The sequence below is a fragment of the Streptomyces sp. NPDC111516 genome, assembly GCF_055635345.1.
In genome coordinates this window covers 312,944-338,185 of record NZ_JBVKBV010000008.1, presented here as the reverse complement: position 1 = coordinate 338,185, position 25,242 = coordinate 312,944, and the positions used below count along the sequence as shown (strand labels likewise).

Genomic DNA, 25,242 nt, shown 5'->3' with positions numbered 1-25,242 from the left:
GCACGGCGGACGGACCTTCGAGGGCGTCGCCGTCCGCGTCGCCCAGCGCATCCTCGCGATGGCAGCCGCGATCTGGCGCAACCACAAGACCGGCGCCCCGACCATGCGGTCGCTGATCGCATTTGATCACTGAACACATCGGACTTACTCGCCTAGGTGCGTGGCGGCCGCTGGCAGCGCGGGCAGAAGTAGCTGGAACGGTTCATCCACGCTTGGCGGCGTATCGGCGTACCGCAGCGGTGACACGGCTCGTCCTCCCGCCCGTACGCGTCGAGGGAGCGGTCGAAGTAGCCGGACTCGCCGTTCACATTGACGTAGAGGCTGTCGAAGCTGGTGCCGCCCTGGTCGAGCGCCGCGTTCATCACGTCGCGGGCGTGGCCCAGCAGCTCGGCCGACTTGGGGCGGGTGAGGGTCGAGGTCGGGCGGTCGTAGTGCAGCTTGGCGCGCCAGAGCGCCTCGTCCGCGTAGATGTTGCCGACTCCGCTGATCAGCGACTGGTCGAGCAGGGCGCGCTTGATCGTCGTACGGCGCAGTCGCAGGGCCGCGTGGAACGCCGTGTCGTCGAAGGCCGGGTCCAGGGGGTCGCGGGCGATGTGCGCGATGGTGTCGGGCAGCCCGTCGGTGCTGTCGGCGGCGCATTCGTGGAGCGAGAGCCCCCCGAACGTCCGCTGGTCGACGAAGCGCAGCTCGGTGCCGAGCGAGTCCTGGAAGCGGATCCGGATGCGCAGATGCTTCTCGTCGGGGGCGTCCTGCGGCTGTACGAGCAGTTGGCCGCTCATGCCGAGGTGGCCCAGCAGCGAGCTCGACGCATCGTTCAGCGGCACCCAGAGGTATTTGCCGCGCCGCATGGCCGGGCCGAGGCGGGCGCCGCCCAGCCGGGCCGCGAAGTCCACACCGCCCGCGAGGTGGCGACGGACCGCACGCGGGTGCAGCACCTCGACGTCTCCGACGATCCGGCCGGTGACCCAGCGCTCAAGACCCCGCCGTACGACTTCGACCTCGGGCAGCTCGGGCACGGTGTGGCTCCTCAGGGACGTTTCCAGGGTATCCGGGCAGCGAAAACCCCCCGATGCGCTGGGCACCGAGGGGATTTCCGGGTCAGGCGGGAGCGACGTCCGGGGACGGCGACGGGTCGGCAGGGGTGTCGGCGGCCCCTCCGCCGGCAGCGGCCTTCGCCGCTGCCTCCCTCGCTTCCGCGGCGGCGCTGATCTCGCGCCAGGCGGACTCCGCCGCCTGCTGCTCCGCTTCCTTCTTGCTACGGCCGGTGCCGGTGCCGTACGAGACACCACCGACGCGAGCAGCAGCAGTAAAGGTCTTCTCGTGGTCCGGGCCGGTCTCCGTGACGAGGTACTCGGGGACGCCGAGGCTCTCGCTCGCGGTGAGTTCCTGGAGGCTGGTCTTCCAGTCCAGGCCGGCACCGAGGTTGGAGGACCTGTCGATCAGCGGGTCGAAGAGCCGGTGGACCAGCTCCGAGGCCGCGCTGAGGCCCTGGTCGAGATAGACCGCGCCGATCACCGCTTCAAGGGTGTCGGCGAGGATGGACGCCTTGTCCCTGCCGCCCGTGCCCTCTTCACCGCGGCCGAGCCGGATGAAGGAGCCGAGTTCGAGGCCGCGGCCCACTTCCGCAAGTGCACGCGAGTTGACCACCGCGGCCCGCAATTTGGCCAGCTGGCCTTCGGGCAGGTCGGGGTGGGTGCGGTACAGCGTGTCCGTGACGACCAGGCCGAGCACCGAATCCCCGAGGAATTCGAGCCGCTCGTTGGTCGGCAGACCGCCGTTCTCGTACGCGTACGAACGATGGGTCAGCGCACGCACCAGAAGGGCGGACTCGAGGTGATACCCGAGCCGCCCTTCCAGAAGCGTGTGGGACGAGGCTGTGTTGACGTTGTCTGCCTGCTTCTTGGCGTTGGACAACTCAGACATCGGGCCTCTCACCAGCCGCTCAGACCTCGAGGACCTGGCGCTTGTTGTACGTGCCGCAGCTGGGGCACGCGATGTGCTGCAGCTTCGGCTCCTGGCAACGCTCGCACGAAACCAGGGTGGGGACCGCAGCCTTCCACTGCGACCGGCGGTGGCGCGTGTTGCTGCGCGACATCTTCCGCTTCGGAACAGCCACGGCTACTTCTCCTGCTTCTCGTCGACGCCCGCTTCGGCGCCGCCCATGTTGTCCTTCTCGCCGTCCTGAACGGTGTCGGCGAGTCCTTGCAGTGCCGCCCAACGGATGTCGACGGCATCGTGGTGGTGACCGGGATTCTCGTCCAGCCTGATTCCGCATTCGGAACACAGGCCGGCACAGGACTCCCGGCACACCGGCTGCATCGGCAGTGCGAGCACCACCGCATCGCGCAGCACTGGTTCGAGGTCGAACAGGCCGTCCTCGATGAAGAGCCTGTCCTCGTCTTCATCGGCGTCGTCGGCCGGTTCCGCCTTGTGGCTGCGGCCCCGGTCATCGGCGTCAGGGTACGAGAACATCTCCTGGAAGTCCGCCGCAACCTCGTGGCGCAGCGGCTCCAGACACCTTACGCACTCCCCCTCGGCCGACGCACGGGCGGTGCCTGTGACAAGCACCCCCTCCATGACCGATTCGAGACGGAGTTCCAGCTCCACGGGTGCGCCTTCCGGCACACCGATGACCTCGTCGATGCCGAGGGCCGGTGAGCCGGGTGCGTCCACCGTGCGGGTCAGCCGCTGCAGGGCACCGGGACGCCGACCCAACTCGTGCGTGTCGAACACGAGGGGGTTTCGGTGGTCGAGGTGGCCGTTCAGGGCTTTTCCTGCTTTCGAAATCATGTGCATCACACAGCGTGGGGAGGGCCGCCCGGTTTCGGATGCGAAACGGGCAGCCTGAATCGCGGACATACGCGACCGAAGGGTCCAGGATACTGGACGCGTCGCCCAGCTCCCAATCCGGTCCAGCGGACTCCTGTGCGGCCCGGACCGGCGTGGCGACCGGATCGTGGTCGCGAACGGTCAGCGTTCCTGCTCGTACCGGCGCAGCTGGTCCAGGTCGATCATGCTGGTGTCGAACAGGCTGGTCTCGTCGAGGGCGCTCTCGCCCTGTGGCTGGAGCGCCTGCTGGGGCTGCATGGGCTGCTGCTGCCAGCCGTCGTACCCCTGGACCGGGATCTGGACCTGGGCCTGGCTCTGGTCGTAGCCCTGTTGCTGATAGGCGGCGTACGGGTCGGGCTGCTGCTGGTAGCTGTAGACGTCCTGCTGCGGCTGCTCCTGGTACGCGTACGTCTCCGCGTAGTCTGGCCGGTCCTGGGCGGGGTAGTGCGGCTGGAGTTGCTGATGGACCGGCTGCGGCTCCGGGGTGGCGAGCTCGGCGAGGCCGGCCCAGTGGTCCTCGTCGCTCATGCGGACCTGGTTGCCCGCCGCGTCCTGGGCGGCCATGTGCGCGCCGAGCTCGTCGGTGGCGACCCGGCCGTGCAGCTTCTGCCGGCCGCGGCCGACCGCCTCCAGGGTCTTGGCGAGCACGGCCTCGAAGGCGCCGAGCTTGGTGTCCACGTACTCGTCGGCGCGGCGCTGGAGCGTGGCCGGGTCCGTGCTGCGCTCGGGGGCCTCGGCGAAGTCCGGGTCCTCGTATCCCTGCTCGTCGAAGGCCTGGCCGCGGCCGAGGAGCTTCTCGCGGCCCCGATCGACGGAGCCGATGGTCTTGGTGAGGACGACCTCGAAGTTGGCGAGCTTGCTGTCGACGTACTCGTCGGCCTCGGCGCGGACCTCCTCGGCCTCCCGGCGGGCCTCGCCGAGGATGCGGTCGGCCTCGCTGCGGGACTGCAGGGCGACCTCGGTCCCGGAAATCAGCGAGGCGCGTTCGGCGTGTGCGGCCTCGATGATCCGCTCGGCCTCCTGACGGGCCTGCTCGGCCAGCTGCTCCCGGCCGCCGATGAGCTCCTGGGCGTGGGCGAGCGAGCCGGGCAGGGCCTCGCGCACCTCTTCGAGCATCGCGAGCAGCTCGGCGCGGTTGACCACGCACGAAGCCGACATGGGCATGGACCGGGCGCTCCCGACCACCTCGACGATTTCGTCGAGCTTCTTCTGCACGTCCACCGTGTGCTCGCCACTCTCTACAGCCGATTGGAGACGGACGGGACGACTGTACGGCCAGTCGGCGCCCGCCCGACACCTGGTGACGGTCCGTCAGATACTCGGCGCCGGATCAGCGCTCCCGCAGGCGCTCCACGAGGGCTGCGTGGACCACCGGGGGAAGCAGGTGAGAGACGTCGCCGCCCCAGGTGGCGACCTCCTTGACCAGGGAGGACGACAGGAAGCTGTAGGTGGGATTGGTCGGTACGAAGAGCGTTTCGACGCCGGAGAGGCCGTTGTTCATCTGGGCCATCTGCAGCTCGTAGTCGAAGTCGCTGACGGCCCGCAGGCCCTTCACGATCGCCGGGATGTCGCGCTGCTTGCAGAAGTCGACCAGGAGGCCGTGGAAGGACTCGACCTGGACGTTGCCGAAGTCCGCCGTGACCTGGCGGATCAGGTCGATGCGCTCGTCGACCGTGAAGAGGCCCTTCTTGGACTGGTTGATCATCACCGCGACATATACGACGTCGTACAGCTTCGAGGCGCGTCCGATGATGTCGAGGTGTCCATTGGTGATGGGGTCGAACGACCCCGGGCAGACGGCGCGGCGCAACTTGATTCCCTCGCTCTCCGGTCCGGTCATCGTGCGTCTTCGCACGTAGAGGCGGCGCGACCGTACCAAAGCGTTCCCTCGCCGTAGCGACGGGCCCGCAGTGGCTCGAATCCCTTGGGCCAGTTGAATTCTCCGCCTCTGGTGCTGCGTTCCACGGTGACGAGCGCATCGGCTGCGAGCCACCCCTGGGCACGGAGTGTGAGCAGTATCTCGCCGAGATCGTCGTCGGTCACGGCGTACGGCGGGTCCAGGAACACCACGTCGTAGGGCTCCGCGGGGGCCGACCCTGTCACGATCTGTTCGGCTTTGCCGGTACGGACTTCGGCACCGGGCAGGCCGAGCGCGCGGACGTTGTCCCGGACGGTTCGGACGGCCCTGGGGTCGGTCTCGACGAGCAGGGCGTGGACGGCGCCGCGCGAGAGCGCTTCCAGGCCGACGGCTCCGGAGCCGGCGTACAGATCCGCGATACGGGTGCCGTGGAGGCTGCCCAGGAGGGCTTCCCAGGTGGAGAAGAGGCCCTCGCGTGCACGGTCGGAGGTGGGGCGGGTGCCGGTGCCGGGCGGGACGGCCAGGAGGCGTCCGCCGGCCGAGCCGGCGATCACGCGGGTCATGGGTGTCTGGTCCTCGGTTCGTGGGTGGCCCGCAGGATGCTGCGGCGCCGTGGCATCCACGATATGGCGTCGCGGCGGATCGGGCCCACGCACCCGTCAACCCTTGTCGAGGTACTGTTCGCGCTCCTTGTCGAGCAGTGCGTCCAACGCGGTCCGCAGCTCCGGCAGGTGTTCCAACTCCGGGTCGGCGGCGACGGTCGCCGCGGCCTCCTCCCGGGCGGCGGCGATGACCTCCTCGTCGTCGATGACGGTGAGCATCCGCAGCGAGGAGCGGACCCCGGACTGGGCCTGGCCCAGGACATCGCCCTCACGGCGCTGTTCGAGGTCGATCCGGGACAGTTCGAAGCCGTCGAGGGTGGCGGCGACGGCGGACAGGCGGGCGCGGGCCGGACTCGCCTCGTGGGCCTCGCTGACCAGCAGACAGAGTCCGGGGGCGGAGCCGCGGCCGACCCGGCCGCGCAGCTGGTGCAGCTGGGAGACCCCGAACCGGTCGGCGTCCATGATGACCATCGCGGTGGCGTTGGGGACGTTGACCCCGACCTCGATGACGGTGGTGGCGACGAGGACGTCGACCTGGCCCGCGGCGAAGCGGCGCATCACGTCGTCCTTGTCGTCGGGGTTCATCCTGCCGTGCAGCACCTCGATGCGCAGCCCGGCGAGCGGGCCCTTGGCGAGCTGTTCGGCGATCTCCAGGACGGCGAGCGGGGGGCGCTTCTCGCCATCCTCCTCGGCCGCCTTCTTCTTCCCCTTCTTCCCTGCCGCCTCGTCCTCGGCGTCGTCTCCGATGCGGGGGCAGACCACATAGGCCTGGTGCCCGCTCTCCACTTCCTCCCGGACCCGTTCCCAGGCGCGGCTGAGGAAGTGCGGTTTGTCCTTGGCGGGGACGACGTGGCTGGCGATCGGCGAGCGGCCGGCGGGCAACTGGTCCAGTACGGAGGTCTCCAGGTCACCGAAGACGGTCATGGCGACCGTACGGGGAATGGGGGTGGCGGTCATGACCAGCAGGTGCGGCGGCTGCTTCCCCTTGGACCGGAGCGCGTCGCGCTGTTCCACCCCGAAGCGGTGCTGTTCGTCGACGACGACCAGGCCCAGGTCGTGGAACTGCACCTTGTCCTCGATCAGCGCGTGCGTACCGATCACGATCCCGGCCTCACCGGTGACGAGGTCGAGCAGCGCCTGACGGCGGGCCGCGACGCCCATGGAGCCGGTGAGCAGCACCACCTTCGTGCCCTGCTCGGAGCCGCCCGGCATGCCCGCCCGTCGCCCGCCGCCACCCTTCTGGGGAGGCGCTTCGCGCCACAGTCCCCAATTCTCGGCCAGCTCGCCCATCATTTCGGTGATGGACCGGTGGTGCTGCTGGGCGAGCACCTCGGTGGGCGCGAGCATGGCGGCCTGTCCGCCCGCGTCGACCACGCCGAGCATCGCACGCAGCGCGACCAAGGTCTTCCCGGAACCGACCTCGCCCTGGAGGAGCCGGTGCATAGGGTGCTCGGTCGCCAGGTCGTCGAAGATCTCCTTGGAAACCTTGCGCTGGCCGTCGGTGAGGGTGAAGGGCAGCTTGGCGTCGAAGGCGTCGAGCAGTCCGCCGTGGGCGGGCTTCCGGGCGACCGCCGGGAGCTGGGTGTCCGCGTATCTGCGGCGGGCCAGCGCGACCTGGAGGACGAAGGCCTCGTCCCACTTCAGCCGGTCCCTGGCCTGGGCGATGTCTGCCTTGGTCTGCGGGCGGTGCACCTTCAGCAGCGCCTCCGGGAGCGGGGTGAACCCGCGGCCCTCGCGCAGACTCGGCGGCAGCGGGTCGACGGCATCCCGCGCGCTGGGCAGCACGGTGTCGACGGCCTTGGCGATCCGCCACGAGTCCAACTGCTTGCAGGCCGGGTAGATCGGCAGCAGTCGCCCGGCGAAGGCGTCCACCGCTTCCGTGGCCTCGGCCCCGTCGATGGACTCGGCGTCCAGTAGCTGGTACGTGGGGTGAGCCAACTGCATCTTGCGGTTGAAGACGGAGACCTTGCCCGCGAACATCGCCCGCCGGCCGGGCAGCAGTTCCTTGTGCGGCTTGTGGACGCCATGGCCGAAGAAGACGAGCTGGAGACGGCCGCTGCCGTCGGTGAGGGTCACTTCGAGGCGCTTGCCACGGCCGTTGTTGAACATCATGATGCGGGCGTCGGCGACCTGGGCGACCACCGTCACATGCTCGTCCAGCGGGAGGTCGGTCAGCGCGGTGAGCCGGCCGCGCTCCTCGTACCGCCGCGGGTAGTGGTGCAGCAGATCACCGACCGTGTGCAGGTCGAGATGGTCGGCCATCACCTTCGCGGTGGCTCCGCCGAGCAGCTTCTTGAGGGGTTCATCGAACGCAGACACGCGATCCATTGCACACCACACCACTGACAGATGTCGGGCGGGCACCGCCCGGAACGCCGGAATACCCTGGTCGCGGGCCGCCGCCGGGACCCGATGACGCCGGGCTGCCGTGGTGCGCTGTCGACTAAGACCGACCGGCAAATGGGGGGCGGAGTTCGTCACGGCGCTCGGAAGGCCCGGTCGTACCTTTGGCTCGCCGAAATCCTCCGTGCCACCGGACAGTTCGAGGACGACCAGGCATGCGCCGGACGCCTCGCACCGGGCGGACGAGTCGGGCGAGAGCGCGACGCTCGGGGTCCACACCCGCCATCAGCTCGGCGGGCGGGGCTGCTTCGGCTGGGCAGGCCGCGGAGGCGGCTGCCGGACGCGTCCGGCGCCCGAGGGGCCCGCGCGTCCGGTGCTCAGGTGCCGAGATCGGGCGCGTCCGGCGCTCGATGGCACCCGCGTCGGCCGCGCGCCGCCCTACTCCACGCCGATCAGCAGCGGGGCGCACTGGTGGCCGCCCCGGTACACCACCGTGTCGACCGCGAGATAGCCCTCGCGTACGTGCTCCTCCAGCGCGTCCGCGAGGCTGTCGGGGACGTCCTCGCCGAGGACCAGGGTGACCAGTTCGCCGCCCGCCGCCAGCATGCGGTCCAGCACGTTACGGGCCGTTTCCGGTACGTCCTCGCCGATGACCGCGACGTCGCCGTCGATCAGGCCGAGGATGTCGCCGGCCTGGCAGATGCCCGCCATGGTCCAGGACTGCCGCTCGGCGACGGCCAGTTCGGCGTAGCGGGTGGCGCCGGCCGCGGCGGTCATCGCGACCACGTCCTCGTCGAAGCTGCGGTCGGGTTCGTGGACGGCGAGGGCCGCGATGCCCTGAACGGCGGCCCGGGTCGGGATCAGGGCGACCCTGACCCCCTCCGCGCGGGCCTGTTCGGCGGCGGCAGCGGCGGTGTGGCGCAACTCGGCGTCGTTGGGCAGCAGGACCACCTCGCGGGCGTGCGCCCGGCGGATCGCGTCGACGAGTTCGCCGCTGGCGGGCGGCTCCCCGGGGCGCGCCAGGACCGTCGTCGCCCCGGCCTCCTTGCACAGGCCGCGGAGCCCGTCGCCGGGAACCACCACGACGACCGCGCGCTGCACAGGCTCGGCGTGGGGGTGCACCCGGTCCGCGCCGAAGTGGGTGATCCGGATGCGGTACGGCCGCCCCGCCTCGACGCCGGCCTCCACCGCCGCACCCGCGTCGTCGACATGCACGTGGACGTTCCACAGCCCGTCGCCGCCCACCACCACGAGCGAGTCGCCGAGTCCGTCGAGCCGGGTCCGCAGCCGGTCCACGGCGCCGTCCGTGGCCTCCAGCAGGTAGATGACCTCGAAGGCCGGTCCGCCCTCCGCGTCGGACACCGCGCAGTCGTCCGGCACCGGAAGCACGGGCGCGGCCACGTGACGGCGCTCGGGCGCCCGCCCGGAGACCGCTTCGACGAGCGCCCCGAGCACGGTCACCAGGCCCCGTCCCCCGGCGTCCACGACGCCCGCGCGCCCGAGGACGGCGAGTTGTCCGGGGGTTGCTTCCAGGGCCGTCCGCGCTCCCTCGTACGCCGCTTGTGCGACCGCCGCGGTTCCGGCGTCGTCCGCCGTGCGTCCGGCGGCCTCGGCGGCGGCAGTGGCCACGGTGAGCACGGTGCCCTCGACGGGGTGGGCGACGGCCTGCCGGGCGGCGGCCGCGGCGCTCGTGAGCGCCCGGCGCAGGTGGTCCGCGCCGTGCCCGCCGGCCAGCACCCCGGCCATCCCGCGCAGCAACTGGGCCAGGATCGTGCCGGAGTTCCCGCGGGCACCGATCAGCGCTCCGTGCGCCATGGCCCGTACCACGTCGGCGGCGACGGGCACGGTCGTGCCGGTCTCGTGGGCGGCGAAGACCGCTTCGACGGCCTGGTTCGCGGACTCGACGGTCAGATAGAGGTTCGTACCGGTGTCCCCGTCCGCGACGGGGTACACGTTGATCGCGTCGATCGCCTCGCGCTCCCGGCCCAGCGCCTCCAGCGCCAGTGAGCACCAGGTACGCACCGCGACGGCGTCCATCTCGTCGGCGGTCTGCGGCACCTGTCGGTCCTCCTCGAAGATCGGCCGTGGGTGGCCGGCTGCACCGCAGAGTAGTCCCCGCGCGCCGGGTCCGGCGGCGACAGGGGCGGGACGGGGGGCGGCGGAACCCATGGTAGTTTCGTTCTACCGACGCGGCCGTTGTATGCTGCTTCGGTTGCCCGACGAGAGTCGGGCCATTCCCCCGGTGCCGCCACTTCAGTCAAATGAATCCGGCGCGCCGGAATTCACTGTAAGTGCACCTGAAGTCTTTGGAGTGACCCGTGGCTGCCAACTGCGACGTCTGCGGCAAGGGGCCGGGCTTCGGCAACAACATTTCGCACTCGCACCGCCGTACGTCCCGTCGCTGGAATCCCAACATCCAGCGCGTGCGTGCCGTGGTCGGTCGGACGCCGAAGCGGCTCAACGTCTGCACCTCGTGCATCAAGGCCGGCAAGGTCGCGCGCTGACGTTCCCGTCGTAGCGCAGCCTTCCGGTTGCCCAAAAAGCCGGTCCATCTCGATGGACCGGCTTTTTGCTGTGCTGCGGGGCGTGCTCACCCAGTGCGCGTCCGCCAGCCGTGGTCGACGGGACCGATCCCGGCGCCCAGCGGGAATCCGGCCGCGATCGCGCCGGTGACGTACGCCTTCGCGCCCCGTAGGGCCGTGGGCACGTCCTGGCCCAGGGCCAGTCCGCAGGCGATCGCCGAGGCGAGCGTGCAGCCGGTGCCGTGGGTGTGCCGGTTGTCGTGCCTGGGTTCGCGCAGCCAGTGCTCCGCGGTGCCGTCCGTCAGCAGATCGACGGGCTCGCCGGGCAGATGCCCGCCCTTGATGACGACCCAGCGCGGCCCGAAAGCCAGTATCCCGGTGGCGGCCTGCCGCATCCCGGTCTCGTCCGTGACGTTCACGCCGGTGAGCTGCGCCACTTCGTCCAGGTTCGGGGTGGCGACCGTGGCGACCGGCAGCAGTTTCGTCCGTACGGAATCGAGCGCCTCGGCGGCCAGCAGCGGATCTCCGTGCTTGGAGACCCCGACCGGGTCCACGACGACCGGGGCCGCGGTGCCCGCGAGGAGTTCGGCCACGGTTTCCACGAGCGCGGCCGACGCCAGCATGCCGGTCTTCACCGCCTGCACACCGATGTCGTCCACCACGCTGCGGTACTGGGCGCGTACGGCCTCGGCGGGCAGTTCCCAGGCGCCCTGCACACCCAGCGAGTTCTGGGCGGTGACGGCGGTCAGCACGCTCATTCCGTGCACGCCGAACGCGAGCATCGTCTTCAGATCGCCCTGAATGCCCGCACCACCGCCGGAATCGGATCCGGCGACGGTGAGCACACGGGCGGGTACGGCAGCAGATCGGGGCATACGCCGAATCTACTGGGCGTCCTCGATGCCGCCGAAATGGTCCCAGCCGCCCTTGCTGGTCCAGGGCGCCCCGTCGACCGTCACCTGCGGCAGCGCCGAGGGGTTGAGGACCTCGCCGATCACCTTCCAGCGGGCGGGCAGTTTCACGTCCGGCGGGAAGGTGGCGACGATCGCGTGGTCCTCTCCCCCGGTGAGCACCCATTGCAGCGGGTCCACGCCGACGGCCTGCCCGATGTCGGACATCTGCGAGGGGATGTCGATGAGTCCGGAGCGCAGATCGATCCGGACCTTGCTGGCCTCCGCGATGTGCCCGAGGTCGGCGACGAGTCCGTCGCTCACGTCCGTCATCGCGGTGGCGCCGAGCCCGGCGGCCGCCGGGCCCGCGTGGTACGGCGGTTCGGGGCGCCGGTGGGCCTCGACGAAGGCGCGGGGCGAGCGGAAGCCGCGGGAGAGCACGGCGTACCCGGCGGCGGACCAGCCGAGCCAGCCGGTGACGGCGACGACGTCGCCGGGCTGGGCGCCGGACCGGGTGACCGGTTCATGGTTGCGCAGATCGCCGAGTGCGGTGATCGAGACGGTGATCGTCTCGCCGCGCACCACATCCCCGCCGACCACGGCCGCGCCGGCGACCTGGCACTCGTCACGGATGCCGTCCATCAGCTCACCGGCCCAGGTGACCGGGAGTTCGGCGGGGACGACCAGGCCGAGCAGCAGCGCGGTGGGCACGGCACCCATGGCGGCGATGTCGGCGAGGTTCTGGGCGGCGGCCTTTCGGCCGACGTCGTACGCGGTCGACCAGTCGCGGCGGAAGTGCCGCCCCTCCAGCAGAATGTCCGTGCTGGCCACGACCCTGCGGTCGGGAGCGGACACGACCGCGGCGTCGTCGCCGGGGCCGAGCCGTACCGCCGGAGTGGTGGTGAGCCGGGAAGTCAGCTCCCTGATGAGCCCGAACTCCCCCAACTCGCCCACGGTTCCCTTCACCGAGTCTCACCTCTCATCTATCGCGCCGGACGTCCGTCCGGGCTGCTTCGGCGGCCGGGGGTCCGGACCGTGGACCGGCCGCCGCCGCAGAGAGCAGTCTGCACCGGTTCCCATCGCCATGCCCGTCCCCCTTTCGCCCCGTCGCGCTTGCGGTCGCGGGCCGTCTCTGCTGTCGGTACTGTCAAGAGATACGTCAACTTGTGCTGTGTGTGCGCCACGCTGTGGACGTCAACCGCCCCGCAGGTCTCCCCGCGGCCCGCGGCAACGCGATACCGTGGCGTCCCTTTCCCATCCCCACACGATCCTCGTGGCCGCCCTGGAGGTTCCGTGGTACAGGCGTACATCCTTATTCAGACCGAGGTGGGCAAGGCGTCGACCGTCGCCGAGACCATCGCCAAAGTTCCGGGAGTGATACAGGCAGAGGACGTCACCGGCCCCTACGACGTGATCGTGCGTGCCCAGGCCGACACGGTCGATGAACTCGGTCGCATGGTGGTCGCCAAGGTCCAGCAAGTGGAAGGCATCACGCGAACCCTGACCTGCCCGGTCGTTCATCTGTAGTCCCCGTCTACGCTGGGCCGGTGACATCATCGCGCCGCTTCCGCCATCCCGTGTTTCTCGGTCCGTCCGTTGCCGCGCTGCTGCTGGCCGCGGCGGGCTGCTCCTCAACGGACGCCGCCGCGTCGATCACGGTACCCACACCGTCTCCGGAAGCCGCAGCCTACTGCCGCGCACTGCACAAGGAGCTGCCGAAGACCGTCGCCGGACTCGGCCGCGATGACAGCGGGACGGAGTCCGAACTGATCGCCGAGTGGGGGGACGGAGCGATCGTACTGCGCTGCGGTGTCCCCCGGCCCGCGAAGATGGACGACCCCATGGCGAAGGGGACCGAGGCGGACGGCGTCAACTGGCTGCTGGAGCAGCCGGACGACGCCGGTCCGCGTTTTACGACCACCCTCCGCAAGGCGTACGTCGAGGTGAGTCTCTCGACGGCGTACGCGCATGACGCGAGCCCGTTGGCCGCGTTCGCCCCGGCGATCACGAAGACGGTGCCCAGCCTGTAGGGCGTACCCTCCGCGAGGGGGTGCACGCCCTACGGCACGGGACTCGTCTCAGCGCAGGCCGGTCGGCCGGTTCAACGCGGCCTGGATCAGCCGGTCCACCAGCTCCTGGTAACTCACACCGCTCTCCTGCCACATCCGCGGGTACATGGAGATCGGAGTGAAGCCCGGCAGGGTGTTGATCTCGTTGATCACGAAGCCGCCGTCCTCGGTGAGGAAGAAGTCGGCGCGCACCAGGCCCTCGCAGGACACGGCTTCGAATGCCTCGACCGCCAGCCGCTGGACCTCGGCGGTCTGCTCCTCGGTGAGCGGGGCAGGCACGATCCCGGAGGCCGAATCGATGTACTTGGCCTCGAAGTCGTAGAAGTCGTGCGAGGTGACCGGCGGGATCTCGGCGGGCACGCTGGCGCGCGGGCCGTCCTCGAACTCCAGCACCCCGCACTCGATCTCGCGGCCCCGCAGCAGCGACTCGACGAGGAACTTGGGGTCGTGGCGGCGGGCCTCCTCGATCGCCTCGTCGAGACCGGCGAGGTCGTCGACCTTGGTGATGCCGATGGACGAGCCGGCCCGGGCGGGCTTGACGAAGAGCGGCCAGCCGTGGTCCCCGGCGAAGTCCACGATGCGCTTGCGGGCGGCGGACGGGTCCGTGTCCCATTCTCGGGCGCGCACCACTACGTACGGGCCGACCGGCAGTCCGAACGAGGTGAAGACCCGCTTCATGTACTCCTTGTCCTGGCCGACGGCCGAGGCGAGCACCCCGGCGCCGACGTACGGCACTCCGGAGAGCTCCAGGAGCCCCTGCAGGGTGCCGTCCTCGCCGTACGGGCCGTGCAGTACGGGAAAGACGACGTCGACCTCGCCGAGTGCCTTGGGGACCGAGCCGGGCTCGCTGTACACCACTTCACGGCTGCCGGGGTCGACGGAGAGCACCACGCCGCCCTCTGTCGACTCGGCCAGCTGCGCCACATCGGGCATCCTGCGGTCCGTGATGGCCATGCGGTCGGGCTCGTCGGCGGTGAGGGCCCAGCGGCCGTCCGTCGTGATGCCGATCGGCAGGACGTCGTACTTGGTCCGGTCGATGGCGTTCAGGACGGCGCCGGCCGTGACGACCGAGATGCCGTGTTCGGAGCTGCGGCCGCCGAACACGACGGCCACGCGCGGCTTGCGGAGCTGCTGCTCCGGGCTCTGGGGGAGGTTCTCGCTGCTCATATCGCGTTGAGCGTACCTGCTGGTACCCCTCGCGTCAGCGTGGCCGGGGCCGCTGGAGCGGTGTGTGCGAACGTTCACCGCCCCGCGCGCCTCGGTGCCTGTCGTCAGCGGCGCTCGGGCTTCGCGCTGCGCGACATCAGCTCGCTCAGCGCGACCACCGGCGGCTTGCCCTCGTGGACGATGCCGACGACCGTCTCGGTGATGGGCATGTCGACGCCGTGCCTGCGGGCCAGATCGAGCACCGATTCACAGGACTTGACGCCCTCCGCGGTCTGCTTGGTGACCGCGATGGTCTCCTGGAGCGTCATTCCGCGGCCGAGGTTGGTGCCGAAGGTGTGGTTGCGCGAGAGCGGCGAGGAGCAGGTGGCCACCAGGTCGCCGAGGCCCGCGAGACCGGAGAAGGTCAGCGGGTCGGCGCCCATGGCGAGGCCGAGCCGGGTCGTCTCGGCGAGGCCCCGGGTGATGAGCGAGCCCTTCGCGTTGTCGCCGAGGCCCATGCCGTCGGCGATGCCTACGGCGAGACCGATGACGTTCTTGACCGCGCCGCCGAGTTCGCAGCCGACCACGTCGGTATTGGTGTAGGGGCGGAAGTACGAGGTGTGGCAGGCGCTCTGGAGGCGCTGGGCCACGGACTCGTCCTGGCAGGCGACGACGGCCGCGGCGGGGCGGCGTTCGGCGATCTCCTTGGCCAGGTTGGGGCCGGTGATGACGGCGACGCGGTCCGGGGTGACTTTGGTGACGTCCTCGATGACCTCGCTCATCCGCTTCGCGGTGCCGAGTTCGACCCCCTTCATCAGCGAGACGAGGACAGTGTCGGAGCCGAGGTGCGGGGCCCAGTCGGCGAGGTTGGCGCGGAGGGTCTGCGAGGGCACCACGAGCACGGCGTAGTCGGCGCCGTGCAGCGCCTCGGCGGCGTCGGTGGTGGCCCGGATCGACGCGGGGAGTTCAATTCCCGGCAGGTAGTCCGGGTTGGTACGGGTCGTATTGACGGCCTCGGCGACTTCGGCCCGGCGGCCCCAGAGGGTGACGTCGCAGCCGGCGTCGGCGAGAACCACGCCGAAGGCCGTACCCCATGAACCGGTTCCAAAGACGGCTGCCTTTGCGGGGTGCGTCACTTGGGTCCCTTTCCTTCGGCCTTGCGCCGCTGTTCTGCACGGGCCCTGCGGTGATCGTACGGCTCCGCGGGGGCCTTCTCGCCCCGTACGATCTCCAGCTGCGTGGTCACCGCGGCCATGATGACCTCGGTCGCCTCGCGCAGGAGCTCGGGCGTCGGCTCCTCGTCGTAGAAGCGGGAGAGATCGACGGGCGGTCCGGCCTGCACCTGGAGGGTCTTGCGAGGGAAGAGCCGGAGCTTGTTCTCCTTGGCGTACGGCGGCATCACGAGGTTCGCGCCCCACTGGGCGACCGGGATGACCGGGGCCTTCGTCATCAACGCGACGCGGGCGGCGCCGGTCTTGCCGGCCATCGGCCACATGTCGGGGTCGCGGGTGAGGGTGCCCTCCGGGTAGAAGGCGACGCATTCACCGCGCTCGATGGCGTCGACGGCGGCCCGGAAGGCGTCCAGTGCGTTGGTCGTCTCGCGGTACACGGGGATCTGTCCGGTGCCGCGCAGCATCATTCCGACAAAGGGGGTCTTGAAGAGGCCGGCCTTCGCGAGAAGCCGCGGCACACGGCCGGTGTTGTACTGGAAGTGACCGTAGGAAAGCGGGTCCAGGTACGAGTTGTGATTGACCGCAGTGATGAATCCGCCGTCGGCCGGGATGTTTTCCATTCCCTGCCAGTCACGCTTGAACAGAACCACCAGCGGCGGTTTTGCGATCACCGCCGCCAGGCGGTACCAGAAGCCGATTCTGCGGCGGGACACTCGGACACCTTCCTCTATGGACCTGAACTCTGCCTGGCTACCGACGGTCAAGTCTCGCCCCAGGCCCCTGCTCTGTCGAGAACACCGTACGCCCCGCTTTCGGGGCCGACCGTACGCGTTCTCGCACCGGCAGGCGAGAATAAGCGGCGATGCGCATCGAGAGGGAGTTCGCCACGAACACCGACCCGGCCGGTTCTTGGACCCTGGTCGTCCCATTGAAGCCCTTGGCCCGGGCCAAGAGCAGGCTCGCGCCCGCGACGGGTGCCGCGCTGCGCCCGCGCCTCGCCCTCGCGTTCGCCCGGGACACCGTGGCCGCGGCCCTGTCCTGCCGGGCGGTCCGGGATGTGGTGGTCGTCACGGACGACACGGCGGCAGGGGCGGCTCTCGCGGCCCTCGGGGCGGGCATCGTGCCCGACGTACCGGATCGCGGGCTCAACGCCGCCCTGGCACACGGTGAGCGGACCGTGCGGGCCGGGCGGCCCGGGGCCGCGGTCGCCGCTCTCAACGCGGATCTGCCCGCGCTGCGCCCCGCGGAACTGGCCCGGGTCCTCGATTTTTCCGCCGCTTTTCCTCGCGCATTTGTCACCGACGCGGCAGGAATCGGAACAACATTTCTTTCGGCTGCGCCGGGAGTGGAATTGCGTCCGGATTTCGGCGGCCATTCCCGGGCTCGGCACCTGGACTCCGGCGCCGTGGAAATCACGCTGACCGGCATCGATTCGGTCCGCCAGGACGTGGACACCGGCGACGATCTGCGCGCGGCACTGGCCCTGGGCACCGGCCCGCACACCTCGGTGCACTGGGCCGCGGGGGTCTCCTCGCCGGACCGATAGGCTTCCGTACATGCAGGCGACCTCGTACACGTACGACCCCGAGACCCGCACCGGCAGTGTGCTGCTCGACGACGGGACCCCGGTGGAGTTCGACGCCCGGGCCTTCGACGCGGGCGGGCTGCGGCTGCTGCGTCCGGGGCAGCGGGTGCGGATCGAGGGCGTCGGCGAGGGGGCGGATCTGCGGATCACCCTGGTGACCCTGCAGACGTTCTGAACGGCTGCGCGCGCTCTGCCCGCAACAGCCCGCGGGCCGGGCTCCCCGAGGGGAGCCCGGCCCGGCGCGTGTGGGCAGCTGTGCGCTGCCGGCCTCACTTCTTGCGTGCGGTGGCCTTCTTCGCCGTGGTCTTGCGCGCCGTGGTCTTCTTCGCGGGCGCCTTCTTCGCCACGGCCTTCTTGGCAGGCGCGGTCTTCTTGGCGGCCGCCGCCTTCTTCGCCGCAGCGGCCGTGGCCTTCTTCGCCGCTGCCGTGGTCTTCTTCGCCGCCGGAGCGGCCTTCTTCGCGATGGCCCTCTTCGCCGCGGTGGTCTTCGCGGCGGGCGCGGCCTTCTTGGCGGTGACCTTCTTCGCCACGGCCTTCTTGGCGGCGGCCTTCTTGGCGGCCGCCTTGGTCGTCGCACGGGCGGAAACACCGCCGGTCAGGCTGCCCTTGGGCGCCTTCTTCACGGCCACCTCGCCCTTGGGGAGCTTCTTCGAGCCGCTCACCAGGTCCTTGAAGCCCTGTCCCGCGCGGAAGCGGGGAACCGAGGTCTTCTTGACCCGCACCCGCTCACCCGTCTGCGGGTTGCGGGCGTAGCGGGCGGGGCGGTCGACCTTCTCGAACGAGCCGAAGCCGGTGACCGAAACCCGGTCGCCCGCGACAACCGCACGGACGATCGCGTCGAGCACCGCGTCAACGGCGTCCGCGGCCTGCTGACGGCCGCCGACCTTGTCGGCAATCGCTTCTACGAGCTGCGCCTTGTTCACGTCTTCCCCTTCGGAGACATTGCCAGAACGAAAGTGTTCAAGCGTTTTCGCACGTTAGGCAGATATATACCGCAAATCAAACACGAAACGGGCTAATCACCCTAGTGCCGCAACGAAGTCGACCGCTGCACAGTTCCGCAGAGTCAGTCACCTTCGGGGAATCGGCCCTCATCGAGGTCCTTCATCAACCGGTCCAGACGCCTTGCCGCGTCCGGGAGATCGTGCTTCGCCGCGGCCGTGATGACCAACAGCTTCCGGGACAGCGCCATCCTTACGCCCTCCGGGACTTGCAGTGTGCGCACTCTTGTGTGCGCTTCCTTCAATCGGTCGGCGACTTGGCCGTAAAGCCTGAGTTGGCTGTCGCGTTCCATGCACCGATTGTGCCATCTGGGGCGAGTTGTCGCCCGAGGGGGTCTCAACAAGCGACTGCGCCCCCTACCAGAAGGCAGGGGGCGCAGTCCTGGAAACGCGCTGCTCAGGCGCGAATTGTACGTGGCTTGAAGCTCGGCCTCGCCGCCTCATAAGTCGCGATGTCCGCTTCGTTCTGAAGGGTGAGGCTGATGTCGTCCAGCCCGTTCAGCAGGCGCCAGCGGGCGTTCTCGTCGAGCTCGAAGTCGGCGGTGATGCCCGCGGCGCGGACCTGTCGCGCCTCCAGGTCGACGGTGATCTCGGCCGTCGGGTCGGCCTCGGTCAGCTCCCAGAGCGCGTCGACGGTCTTCTGGTCGAGTACGACGGTCAGCAGCCCGTTCTTCAGCGAGTTGCCGCGGAAGATGTCGGCGAACCGGGAGGAGATGACGGCCTTGAAACCGTAGTTCTGCAGCGCCCACACGGCGTGTTCGCGGGACGATCCGGTACCGAAGTCGGGACCGGCGACCAGCACCGTGGCACCGTTGCGCTCGGGACGGTTGAGGACGAAGTTCTCGTCCTTGCGCCAGGCTTCGAAGAGTCCGTCCTCGAAGCCGTCGCGGGTGACCTTCTTCAGCCAGTGGGCGGGGATGATCTGGTCGGTGTCGACGTTGCTGCGGCGCAGCGGGACGGCCCGGCCGGTGTGTGTGGTGAAAGCTTCCATGATTCTCAGACTCCGGCGGGCGTACGGGCTTCGGACAGGTCGGCGGGCGAGGCCAGGTGGCCCAGCACGGCGGTGGCGGCGGCGACCTGCGGGGAGACCAGGTGCGTGCGGCCGCCCTTGCCCTGCCGGCCCTCGAAGTTGCGGTTCGAGGTGGAGGCGGAGCGCTCGCCGGGGGCCAGCTGGTCGGGGTTCATGCCGAGACACATCGAGCAGCCCGCGTGCCGCCATTCGGCACCCGCGGCGGTGAAGACCTTGTCCAGGCCCTCCGCGACGGCCTGCAGAGCGACCCGGACAGAGCCCGGGACGACCAGCATCCGTACGCCTCTCGCGACTTTGCGGCCGTCCAGGATCGCGGCCGCGTTACGCAGGTCCTCGATCCGGCCGTTGGTGCAGGAGCCTACGAAGACGGTGTCCACGTTGATGTCGCGCAGCGGCTGGCCGGCGGTCAACCCCATGTATTCCAGGGCCTTTTCGGCGGCGTTGCGCTCCGAGGCGTCCTCGTACGAAGCCGGGTCGGGGACGTTGGCCGACAGGGGCGCGCCCTGGCCGGGGTTGGTGCCCCAGGTGACGAACGGCGCCAGTTCGGCGGCGTCGATGACGACCTCGGCGTCGAAGACCGCGTCGTCGTCGGTGCGCAGCGTCTTCCAGTACGCGACGGCGGCGTCCCAGTCCTCGCCCTGCGGGGCGTGGTCGCGGCCCTTCAGGTAGTCGAAGGTGGTCTCGTCCGGGGCGATCATGCCCGCCCGGGCGCCGGCCTCGATCGACATGTTGCAGATGGTCATCCGGGCCTCCATCGAGAGCTTCTCGATGGCCGAGCCGCGGTATTCGAGGATGTAGCCCTGGCCGCCACCGGTGCCGATCCGGGTGATGATCGCCAGGATCAGGTCCTTGGCCGTGACATCGTCGGGCAGTTCGCCGTCGATGGTGATCGCCATGGTCCTGGGGCGGGCCATCGGCAACGTCTGGGTGGCCAGCACGTGCTCGACCTGGCTGGTGCCGATGCCGAACGCCAGCGCGCCGAAGGCACCGTGCGTGGACGTGTGGGAGTCGCCGCAGACGACCGTGGTGCCGGGCTGAGTGAGACCCAATTGCGGACCGACCACGTGCACGACGCCCTGCTCGACGTCGCCCAGCGGGTGCAGCCGCACGCCGAACTCCGCGCAGTTCTTGCGCAGGGTCTCCAACTGGGCGCGGGAGACCGGGTCGGCGATCGGCTTGTCGATGTCGAGGGTCGGGGTGTTGTGATCCTCGGTGGCGATGGTGAGGTCGAGGCGCCGCACCGGGCGTCCGGCCTGCCGGAGGCCGTCGAAGGCCTGGGGGCTGGTCACCTCGTGCAGCAGGTGCAGATCGATGAAGAGGAGGTCGGGCTCACCTTCGGCGCGCCGGACGACATGGTCGTCCCAGACCTTCTCCGCGAGTGTCCTACCCATCGCTTTCCCTCCGGCCGGCGTCTTCGCCGGCCCAACTAGAGATTCGGTGCGCCGCCGTCCGGACCCCCGTGCGGGGCGGTGGCTACGGGGCCGTTGTGTGGCCGCCCGTACAGGTTCGCAACTTCCGCCGAAAATTGAACTTGCGTTTCACAGAGTGAGACGGGAGTATCGTCGTATGGACAACTCTAGCGGCGTCGGCGTTCTCGACAAGGCAGCTCTGGTATTGAGCGCCCTGGAGTCCGGTCCGGCCACCCTCGCCGGGCTGGTCGCGGCGACCGGGCTCGCACGACCCACGGCCCACCGACTGGCCGTGGCACTGGAACACCACCGGATGGTGGCGAGGGACATGCAGGGCCGTTTCATTCTCGGCCCCCGGCTGGCGGAACTCGCGGCGGCGGCGGGCGAGGACCGTCTGCTGGCCACGGCGGGACCGGTGCTCACCCACCTGCGGGACATCACGGGCGAGAGCGCGCAGCTCTACCGGCGCCAGGGCGACATGCGGATCTGCGTGGCGGCGGCGGAGCGGCTGTCCGGCCTGCGGGACACCGTGCCGGTCGGCTCCACGCTCACTATGAAGGCCGGCTCGTCGGCCCAGATCCTGATGGCCTGGGAGGAGCCGGAGCGCCTGCACCGCGGCCTCCAGGGCGCCCGTTTCACGGCGACGGCGCTCTCGGGAGTACGGCGCAGGGGCTGGGCCCAGTCGATCGGCGAGCGCGAGCCGGGCGTCGCCTCGGTCTCGGCGCCGGTGCGCGGCCCCTCGAACCGGGTGGTCGCCGCCGTCTCGGTCTCCGGACCGATCGAGCGGCTGACCCGGCATCCGGGCCGGATGCACGCCCAGGCGGTCATCGACTCGGCGGCGAGGCTGAGCGAGGCCCTGCGCCGCAACGGCTGACGTCCATCCCCCTCCAGGCCGCCCCAGCGTCGTGGCGGCCTTCATCAAGTCCCGGTACAAACCGCGCACTTGACGGGGCGACATACCCCGAGGAACACAAGCAGAAGGGCCCCTCACCGAAGTGAAGGGCCCTTGCCTGCCGTGCTGTTGTACCCCCGACCGGATTCGAACCGGCGCTACTGCCGTGAGAGGGCAGCGTGCTAGGCCGCTACACAACGGGGGCTTGTTACTACTCTTGCATTTCTGCGCTGGGCTACCAGGACTCGAACCTAGAATGACGGTACCAGAAACCGTAGTGTTGCCAATTACACCATAGCCCATGGTGTTACAAGTACCCCCGACCGGATTCGAACCGGCGCTACTGCCGTGAGAGGGCAGCGTGCTAGGCCGCTACACAACGGGGGCCCTAGCGATCCTGCATCGAGAGCGTGGGTGCGACCCAGATGATCTCGCGGGAAGGATCTGTACCCCCGACCGGATTCGAACCGGCGCTACTGCCGTGAGAGGGCAGCGTGCTAGGCCGCTACACAACGGGGGCTTGTTACTACTCTTGCATTCCTGCGCTGGGCTACCAGGACTCGAACCTAGAATGACGGTACCAGAAACCGTAGTGTTGCCAATTACACCATAGCCCACCAAAACTCAACCCCTGGAAGGGATTTTGTTCGGCTTGCGCTTCCCGTTCGGATCTTCCGTCCCGCTCGGGCGGCGCAGGAAGAACATTACCCGAAGGTGTCCGGCGCTCCAAAACGGGTATTGCCCGCCAGCAGGCCGGGCAGCTGATCGAGCCCGCTGATACGGACGAGTTCGGGCCGGCCGCCTCGGCCGCCCCGGTCCAGCCAGATTCCCATCAGCCCCGCGGCGACCGCACCACCCGCGTCGATGTCCGGTTCGTCCCCCACGTACGCGACCTCCTGCGGCTCCAACGCAAGCGCGTCGCAGGCGGCGTGGAAGGCGCCGGCCTCGGGCTTGGAGACGCCCAGTTCCACGGCGCACACCACGGCCTCGAACCGCTCCCGCACGCCGAGCGTGCGGAGCTTGCGGTCCTGGTTGTGGATGCTGGAGTTCGACAGCACCCCGTGCCGGAACCCGTCCGCCAGCCGGTCCAGGGCGGGCACCGCGTCAGGGAAGAGCGACCAGGCGGCCTCGTAGTGGGCCACGTGCCGAGCAAACCAGTCGTCGGCCTCGCCGTCGTCCAGCGCCCGCGAGAGGAACTCCCGGACCCGGTCCCGGCGCTGTCCCCGGAAGTCCGTCTCCCCGTCGGCGAACCGCCGCCAGTGCACATCGGTGAGAGCCCGCCACGCGACGAGGGCCTGCTCGACGGAGTCGTATCCGCCGGGCAGGCCCTCCTGTTCGAGGTGCTTGCGCATGCCGACGCGGTCGGCACCCGTGTAGTCGAAGATCGTGTCGTCGATGTCCCAGAGAACGGCGCGAATGACCATGCTCCCGAACCTACCCGGAGCCTGCTTCCGGTCCACCACCCCAGCCCCGCCGGAGAGTTGACAACCGTCAACTCCACGTGGCGAAGAGCGGGCGCCACGGCGCCGGGGCCCGGTGTGGCTCGCTCAGGTGGTGAGCAGGACGCCCGCGTAACTCACCGACGCGATAACCACCCAGGAGGCGAGGCCGAGCATGGCCGTCCTGGCTCCGGACCGGGCGAGCGACGGCAGATGTACGGCGCTGCCGAGACCGAACAGTGCCGCGGCCAGCAGAAGTTCCTGCGCGGTGTCGGCGGCATCGAGCACACCGGCAGGCAGCACACCCGTGCTGCGCAGGGCCGTCATCGCCAGGAAGCCGATCACGAACAGCGGTATCAGGGGCGGGCGGCGGGTGCCCACCGCCTGTCGGCCGTCGGCCGCTTCGTGGGCCCGCCGCCGGTAGGCCACAGCGACCCCGGCGACCAGCGGTGCGAGCATCGCCACCCGGATCAGCTTGACCATCACGGCCTCGCCGAGCGCGGTCGGTCCGGCCGTCTGGGCGGTGGCCACGACCTGGCCGACGTCGTGGACGCCGGCGCCCACCCAGCGGCCGAACTGAACAGCGTCCAGGCCCAGCGGATGGTGCAGCAGCGGCAGGACCGCAATGGCGAGGGTCCCGCACAGGGTGACCAGCGCGACCGAGGTCGCCACGTCGGCCGCGAGCTGCTCGTCGTCGTCCTCCTTGCCGAGCGCGCCGCTGACCGCGCCGATGGCCGAGGCGCCGCAGATCGAGTAGCCGGTGGCGATCAGCAGCGGCTGGTCGCCGGGCAGGCCCAGCTTCCGGCCGAGCCACCAGGTCCCGAAGAAGGTCACGAGGACCACGCCGAGCACCATGGTCACCGTCGCCCAGCCGAGCCCGAGCACATCGCCGATGCTGAGTTTCAGCCCGAGCAGCACGATGCCGGCGCGCATCAGCCGCTTGCCCGCCGTCGAGAGCCCTGCACGGCCCCGGCCGCGTACGAACGAATGCACCCCGGGAAGATGCGCCGCCACGACCCCGAGCACGACGGCGGCGGTCAGCATCGGCACGGCGGGCAGCAGGGCGTGCACCCCCTCGGCCAGCCCGAGCCCGACGACGGCGAGCGCGAGGCCGGGAGCGTTGCGGCGCACCGGGCCCGCTGCGGACGCGCTGCCTCCGCGTGACGGCTTCGCCGACTGTCGCCCGGGGGGTGGTGACTGGGGGTGTTCCGTGTCCAGAGTCATGATCACCAGCGTGCTGGGGATCCGCGCCGCCCGGTAGACGCGAATCGGAGCCCAGGTCATAGGGTTGCCCTATGAAGGGTTTCCTATGAGCGAGCGCGGCGAGAACCGGGACAGCGGGCAGCGCCCGCTGCCCGACCTGCAGTCACTGCAGCTGCTTGTCACCGTGGCGGAGACCGGCAGCCTGGGCAGGGCGGCGGCGCGGCTGCTCATCAGCCAGCCGTCGGCCAGCGCGCGGATACGCACGCTGGAGCGCCGTCTCGGGCTGCAGCTCCTGGACCGCTCCACCGCGGGATCCCGCCTCACCCCGGCCGGAGCGGTGGTGACCGACTGGGCGCGGGCGGTGCTCGAACAGGCCGCAGCGCTGGTCGAAGGGGCCGCCGCGCTGCGGTCGCGGCAGGACAGCCGACTGCATGTCGCCGCCAGTCTGACCATCGCGGAAGAGCTGATGCCCGGCTGGCTCGTCACCTTGCGGGACAGCGCCCCGGACGCCCACGTCGGGCTGACGGTGACCAACAGCTGGGGCGTGGTCGAGGCACTGCGCCGCGGGGGCTGCGATCTGGGTTTCATCGAGGGCCCGCAGGTCCCCGACGATCTGCACCGCTCAGCGGTGGGGCGTGACCGGCTCGCGGTCGTGGTGGCTCCCGGCCACCCCTGGACACACCGTCGCAGCGACCTGACCGGACGTGAGCTGGCCGACACCCCGCTGCTGCTGCGCGAGGCGGGCTCCGGTACCCGGGAGACGCTGGAGCGGGCGCTGCGTCCGTACGACGGAATCGCCGTCCCGGTCCTTGAACTCGGTTCCACCGCCCCCCTGCGCAGCGCGGCAGCCCGGGGTCTGGCCCCCGCGGTGCTCTCCGCGCTCGCCGTGCGCGAGGACGTGGCATCGGGCCGCCTGGTTGAGGTCGAGGTCAGCCCCGCTGTGCGGCTGGACCGCGTCCTGCACGCGGTCTGGCCCAAGGGCCGCGAACTACCGGAGCCGGCCCTTCATCTGCTCCGGGTGGCCAAGCACCGGTAGTGCGCAGGCAGAGGCAGGGGCGCCGACGGCGAAGCCGGCCCACCGCACATCCGGGATGGTCTTCCACGCGTCGAGGGCCTGCCTGAGGGAGGCGTATCCCTCAGGCAGCCCCTCGGCCTCCAGGTGCATACGCATGCCGACGCGGTCCATGCCGGAGTAGTCGAAGATCGTGCCGTCGATGTCCCAGAGCACGGCGCGGATCGGCATGTCACCAGC

27 protein-coding genes, 5 tRNA genes and 2 pseudogenes are annotated in these 25,242 nt (G+C 70.2%); 8 read left to right on the top strand and 26 right to left on the bottom strand.

The features are described 5' to 3' along the window. Positions 1–133, top strand: a pseudogene (locus tag ACZ7L9_RS18745) (IS982 family transposase); the annotation flags it as partial. A gap of 19 nt (positions 134–152) precedes the next feature. Here ACZ7L9_RS18745 and mutM read toward each other — a convergent pair. The 9 genes from mutM to ACZ7L9_RS18700 all read right to left on the bottom strand — a co-directional run bounded on the left by mutM (position 153) and on the right by ACZ7L9_RS18700 (position 9,690). Beyond that, the gene (gene mutM, locus ACZ7L9_RS18740; RefSeq protein WP_471416239.1) at positions 153–1,016 is read right to left on the bottom strand and encodes a bifunctional DNA-formamidopyrimidine glycosylase/DNA-(apurinic or apyrimidinic site) lyase; all 864 of its coding nucleotides are present in this window, start codon (positions 1,014–1,016) and stop codon (positions 153–155) included. Between the two features lie 82 nt (positions 1,017–1,098). Then, on the bottom strand, positions 1,099–1,923 hold the full coding sequence (gene rnc / locus ACZ7L9_RS18735) for a ribonuclease III (protein WP_471416238.1): 825 nt from the start codon (positions 1,921–1,923) through the stop codon (positions 1,099–1,101). A gap of 19 nt (positions 1,924–1,942) precedes the next feature. Next, a complete protein-coding gene (gene rpmF, locus ACZ7L9_RS18730; protein WP_003965982.1) occupies positions 1,943–2,116 on the bottom strand; it encodes a 50S ribosomal protein L32 in 174 nt (57 codons plus the stop codon). A 2-nt stretch (positions 2,117–2,118) separates the two neighbouring features. After that, positions 2,119–2,790 carry a YceD family protein gene (locus tag ACZ7L9_RS18725; RefSeq protein ID WP_471416237.1) on the bottom strand — a complete coding sequence of 224 codons (672 nt, stop codon included), beginning with the start codon at positions 2,788–2,790 and terminating at the stop codon, positions 2,119–2,121. A 180-nt stretch (positions 2,791–2,970) separates the two neighbouring features. Then, positions 2,971–4,050, bottom strand: coding sequence for a cell division initiation protein (locus ACZ7L9_RS18720; protein WP_471416236.1), 1,080 nt, complete (start codon positions 4,048–4,050; stop codon positions 2,971–2,973). 109 nt (positions 4,051–4,159) lie between these two features. Then, positions 4,160–4,639 carry a pantetheine-phosphate adenylyltransferase gene (gene coaD, locus ACZ7L9_RS18715; RefSeq protein WP_471416258.1) on the bottom strand — a complete coding sequence of 160 codons (480 nt, stop codon included), beginning with the start codon at positions 4,637–4,639 and terminating at the stop codon, positions 4,160–4,162. A 26-nt stretch (positions 4,640–4,665) separates the two neighbouring features. Next, positions 4,666–5,250 carry a 16S rRNA (guanine(966)-N(2))-methyltransferase RsmD gene (gene rsmD / locus ACZ7L9_RS18710; protein ID WP_471416235.1) on the bottom strand — a complete coding sequence of 195 codons (585 nt, stop codon included), beginning with the start codon at positions 5,248–5,250 and terminating at the stop codon, positions 4,666–4,668. A 96-nt stretch (positions 5,251–5,346) separates the two neighbouring features. Next, the gene (recG, locus tag ACZ7L9_RS18705) at positions 5,347–7,617 is read right to left on the bottom strand and encodes an ATP-dependent DNA helicase RecG (protein WP_471416234.1); all 2,271 of its coding nucleotides are present in this window, start codon (positions 7,615–7,617) and stop codon (positions 5,347–5,349) included. 453 nt (positions 7,618–8,070) lie between these two features. Next, the gene (locus ACZ7L9_RS18700; RefSeq protein WP_471416233.1) at positions 8,071–9,690 is read right to left on the bottom strand and encodes a DAK2 domain-containing protein; all 1,620 of its coding nucleotides are present in this window, start codon (positions 9,688–9,690) and stop codon (positions 8,071–8,073) included. 260 nt (positions 9,691–9,950) lie between these two features. Here ACZ7L9_RS18700 and rpmB point away from each other — a divergent pair, with 260 nt between their 5' ends. Further along, positions 9,951–10,136, top strand: a complete 186-nt coding sequence (gene rpmB, locus ACZ7L9_RS18695; RefSeq protein ID WP_030928661.1) for a 50S ribosomal protein L28 — start codon at positions 9,951–9,953, stop codon at positions 10,134–10,136. 86 nt (positions 10,137–10,222) lie between these two features. Here rpmB and thiD read toward each other — a convergent pair whose 3' ends face one another. Together thiD and ACZ7L9_RS18685 are read right to left on the bottom strand one after the other, a co-directional pair. After that, positions 10,223–11,029, bottom strand: a complete 807-nt coding sequence (gene thiD, locus ACZ7L9_RS18690; protein WP_471416232.1) for a bifunctional hydroxymethylpyrimidine kinase/phosphomethylpyrimidine kinase — start codon at positions 11,027–11,029, stop codon at positions 10,223–10,225. A 9-nt stretch (positions 11,030–11,038) separates the two neighbouring features. Continuing rightward, positions 11,039–12,010, bottom strand: coding sequence for a thiamine-phosphate kinase (locus tag ACZ7L9_RS18685; RefSeq protein ID WP_383751448.1), 972 nt, complete (start codon positions 12,008–12,010; stop codon positions 11,039–11,041). Positions 12,011–12,337: 327 nt separating this feature from the next. Between ACZ7L9_RS18685 and ACZ7L9_RS18680 the strand changes: the two genes are divergently transcribed. Together ACZ7L9_RS18680 and ACZ7L9_RS18675 are read left to right on the top strand one after the other, a co-directional pair. After that, a complete protein-coding gene (locus ACZ7L9_RS18680; RefSeq protein WP_093899132.1) occupies positions 12,338–12,571 on the top strand; it encodes an Lrp/AsnC family transcriptional regulator in 234 nt (77 codons plus the stop codon). A gap of 20 nt (positions 12,572–12,591) precedes the next feature. After that, entirely contained in the window at positions 12,592–13,074 is a 483-nt protein-coding gene (locus tag ACZ7L9_RS18675; RefSeq protein ID WP_471416231.1) for a DUF3515 domain-containing protein, read from the top strand. Between the two features lie 48 nt (positions 13,075–13,122). On the opposite strand, the gene ACZ7L9_RS18670 is transcribed toward ACZ7L9_RS18675, so the two are convergent. The 3 genes from ACZ7L9_RS18670 to ACZ7L9_RS18660 form a co-directional block, all read right to left on the bottom strand. After that, complete coding sequence (locus ACZ7L9_RS18670; protein WP_471416230.1) at positions 13,123–14,280, bottom strand: D-alanine--D-alanine ligase family protein; 1,158 nt, start codon at positions 14,278–14,280, stop codon at positions 13,123–13,125. Positions 14,281–14,384: 104 nt separating this feature from the next. Further along, positions 14,385–15,395 carry an NAD(P)H-dependent glycerol-3-phosphate dehydrogenase gene (locus tag ACZ7L9_RS18665; RefSeq protein WP_471416229.1) on the bottom strand — a complete coding sequence of 337 codons (1,011 nt, stop codon included), beginning with the start codon at positions 15,393–15,395 and terminating at the stop codon, positions 14,385–14,387. Continuing rightward, positions 15,392–16,144: a lysophospholipid acyltransferase family protein gene (locus ACZ7L9_RS18660; RefSeq protein ID WP_471416228.1), complete on the bottom strand. Its 753-nt coding sequence runs from the start codon at positions 16,142–16,144 to the stop codon at positions 15,392–15,394. Before ACZ7L9_RS18660 ends, ACZ7L9_RS18665 begins: the two co-directional genes overlap by 4 nt. Before the next feature lie 149 nt (positions 16,145–16,293). On the opposite strand from ACZ7L9_RS18660, the gene cofC reads away from it, so the two are divergent. Further along, a complete protein-coding gene (gene cofC / locus ACZ7L9_RS18655) occupies positions 16,294–16,977 on the top strand; it encodes a 2-phospho-L-lactate guanylyltransferase (protein WP_471416227.1) in 684 nt (227 codons plus the stop codon). A 10-nt stretch (positions 16,978–16,987) separates the two neighbouring features. Further along, the gene (locus ACZ7L9_RS18650) at positions 16,988–17,191 is read left to right on the top strand and encodes a hypothetical protein (RefSeq protein WP_351074089.1); all 204 of its coding nucleotides are present in this window, start codon (positions 16,988–16,990) and stop codon (positions 17,189–17,191) included. Positions 17,192–17,285: 94 nt separating this feature from the next. On the opposite strand, the gene ACZ7L9_RS18645 is transcribed toward ACZ7L9_RS18650, so the two are convergent. From ACZ7L9_RS18645 to leuC, 4 genes are all read right to left on the bottom strand, one after another. Then, positions 17,286–17,939, bottom strand: coding sequence for an HU family DNA-binding protein (locus tag ACZ7L9_RS18645; RefSeq protein ID WP_471416226.1), 654 nt, complete (start codon positions 17,937–17,939; stop codon positions 17,286–17,288). 143 nt (positions 17,940–18,082) lie between these two features. Continuing rightward, positions 18,083–18,310 carry an SCO5555 family protein gene (locus ACZ7L9_RS18640; protein WP_471416225.1) on the bottom strand — a complete coding sequence of 76 codons (228 nt, stop codon included), beginning with the start codon at positions 18,308–18,310 and terminating at the stop codon, positions 18,083–18,085. Between the two features lie 104 nt (positions 18,311–18,414). Beyond that, positions 18,415–19,008, bottom strand: a complete 594-nt coding sequence (leuD, locus tag ACZ7L9_RS18635) for a 3-isopropylmalate dehydratase small subunit (RefSeq protein ID WP_471416224.1) — start codon at positions 19,006–19,008, stop codon at positions 18,415–18,417. A gap of 5 nt (positions 19,009–19,013) precedes the next feature. Continuing rightward, a complete protein-coding gene (gene leuC, locus ACZ7L9_RS18630; protein WP_471416223.1) occupies positions 19,014–20,438 on the bottom strand; it encodes a 3-isopropylmalate dehydratase large subunit in 1,425 nt (474 codons plus the stop codon). Positions 20,439–20,613: 175 nt separating this feature from the next. On the opposite strand from leuC, the gene ndgR reads away from it, so the two are divergent. Continuing rightward, entirely contained in the window at positions 20,614–21,330 is a 717-nt protein-coding gene (ndgR, locus tag ACZ7L9_RS18625) for an IclR family transcriptional regulator NdgR (RefSeq protein WP_030928691.1), read from the top strand. Between the two features lie 150 nt (positions 21,331–21,480). Here ndgR and ACZ7L9_RS18620 read toward each other — a convergent pair. From ACZ7L9_RS18620 to ACZ7L9_RS18590, 7 genes are all read right to left on the bottom strand, one after another. Then, positions 21,481–21,553: transfer RNA gene (locus tag ACZ7L9_RS18620), tRNA-Glu, on the bottom strand. A gap of 25 nt (positions 21,554–21,578) precedes the next feature. After that, a tRNA-Gln gene (locus ACZ7L9_RS18615) sits at positions 21,579–21,650 on the bottom strand. A 12-nt stretch (positions 21,651–21,662) separates the two neighbouring features. Continuing rightward, positions 21,663–21,735, bottom strand: a tRNA-Glu gene (locus tag ACZ7L9_RS18610). A gap of 60 nt (positions 21,736–21,795) precedes the next feature. After that, a tRNA-Glu gene (locus ACZ7L9_RS18605) sits at positions 21,796–21,868 on the bottom strand. A gap of 25 nt (positions 21,869–21,893) precedes the next feature. Next, positions 21,894–21,965, bottom strand: a tRNA-Gln gene (locus tag ACZ7L9_RS18600). A gap of 87 nt (positions 21,966–22,052) precedes the next feature. Continuing rightward, entirely contained in the window at positions 22,053–22,772 is a 720-nt protein-coding gene (locus ACZ7L9_RS18595; RefSeq protein WP_471416222.1) for an HAD family hydrolase, read from the bottom strand. 123 nt (positions 22,773–22,895) lie between these two features. Further along, complete coding sequence (locus tag ACZ7L9_RS18590) at positions 22,896–24,011, bottom strand: YeiH family protein (RefSeq protein WP_471416221.1); 1,116 nt, start codon at positions 24,009–24,011, stop codon at positions 22,896–22,898. A gap of 85 nt (positions 24,012–24,096) precedes the next feature. Between ACZ7L9_RS18590 and ACZ7L9_RS18585 the strand changes: the two genes are divergently transcribed. Next, positions 24,097–25,026 (top strand): LysR substrate-binding domain-containing protein, encoded by a 930-nt coding sequence (locus tag ACZ7L9_RS18585; protein ID WP_471416220.1) that lies wholly within the window; start codon positions 24,097–24,099, stop codon positions 25,024–25,026. A 21-nt stretch (positions 25,027–25,047) separates the two neighbouring features. On the opposite strand, the pseudogene ACZ7L9_RS18580 reads toward ACZ7L9_RS18585, so the two are convergent. Next, a pseudogene (locus ACZ7L9_RS18580) lies at positions 25,048–25,233 on the bottom strand (HAD family hydrolase); the annotation flags it as partial. Positions 25,234–25,242: the final 9 nt, after the last annotated feature.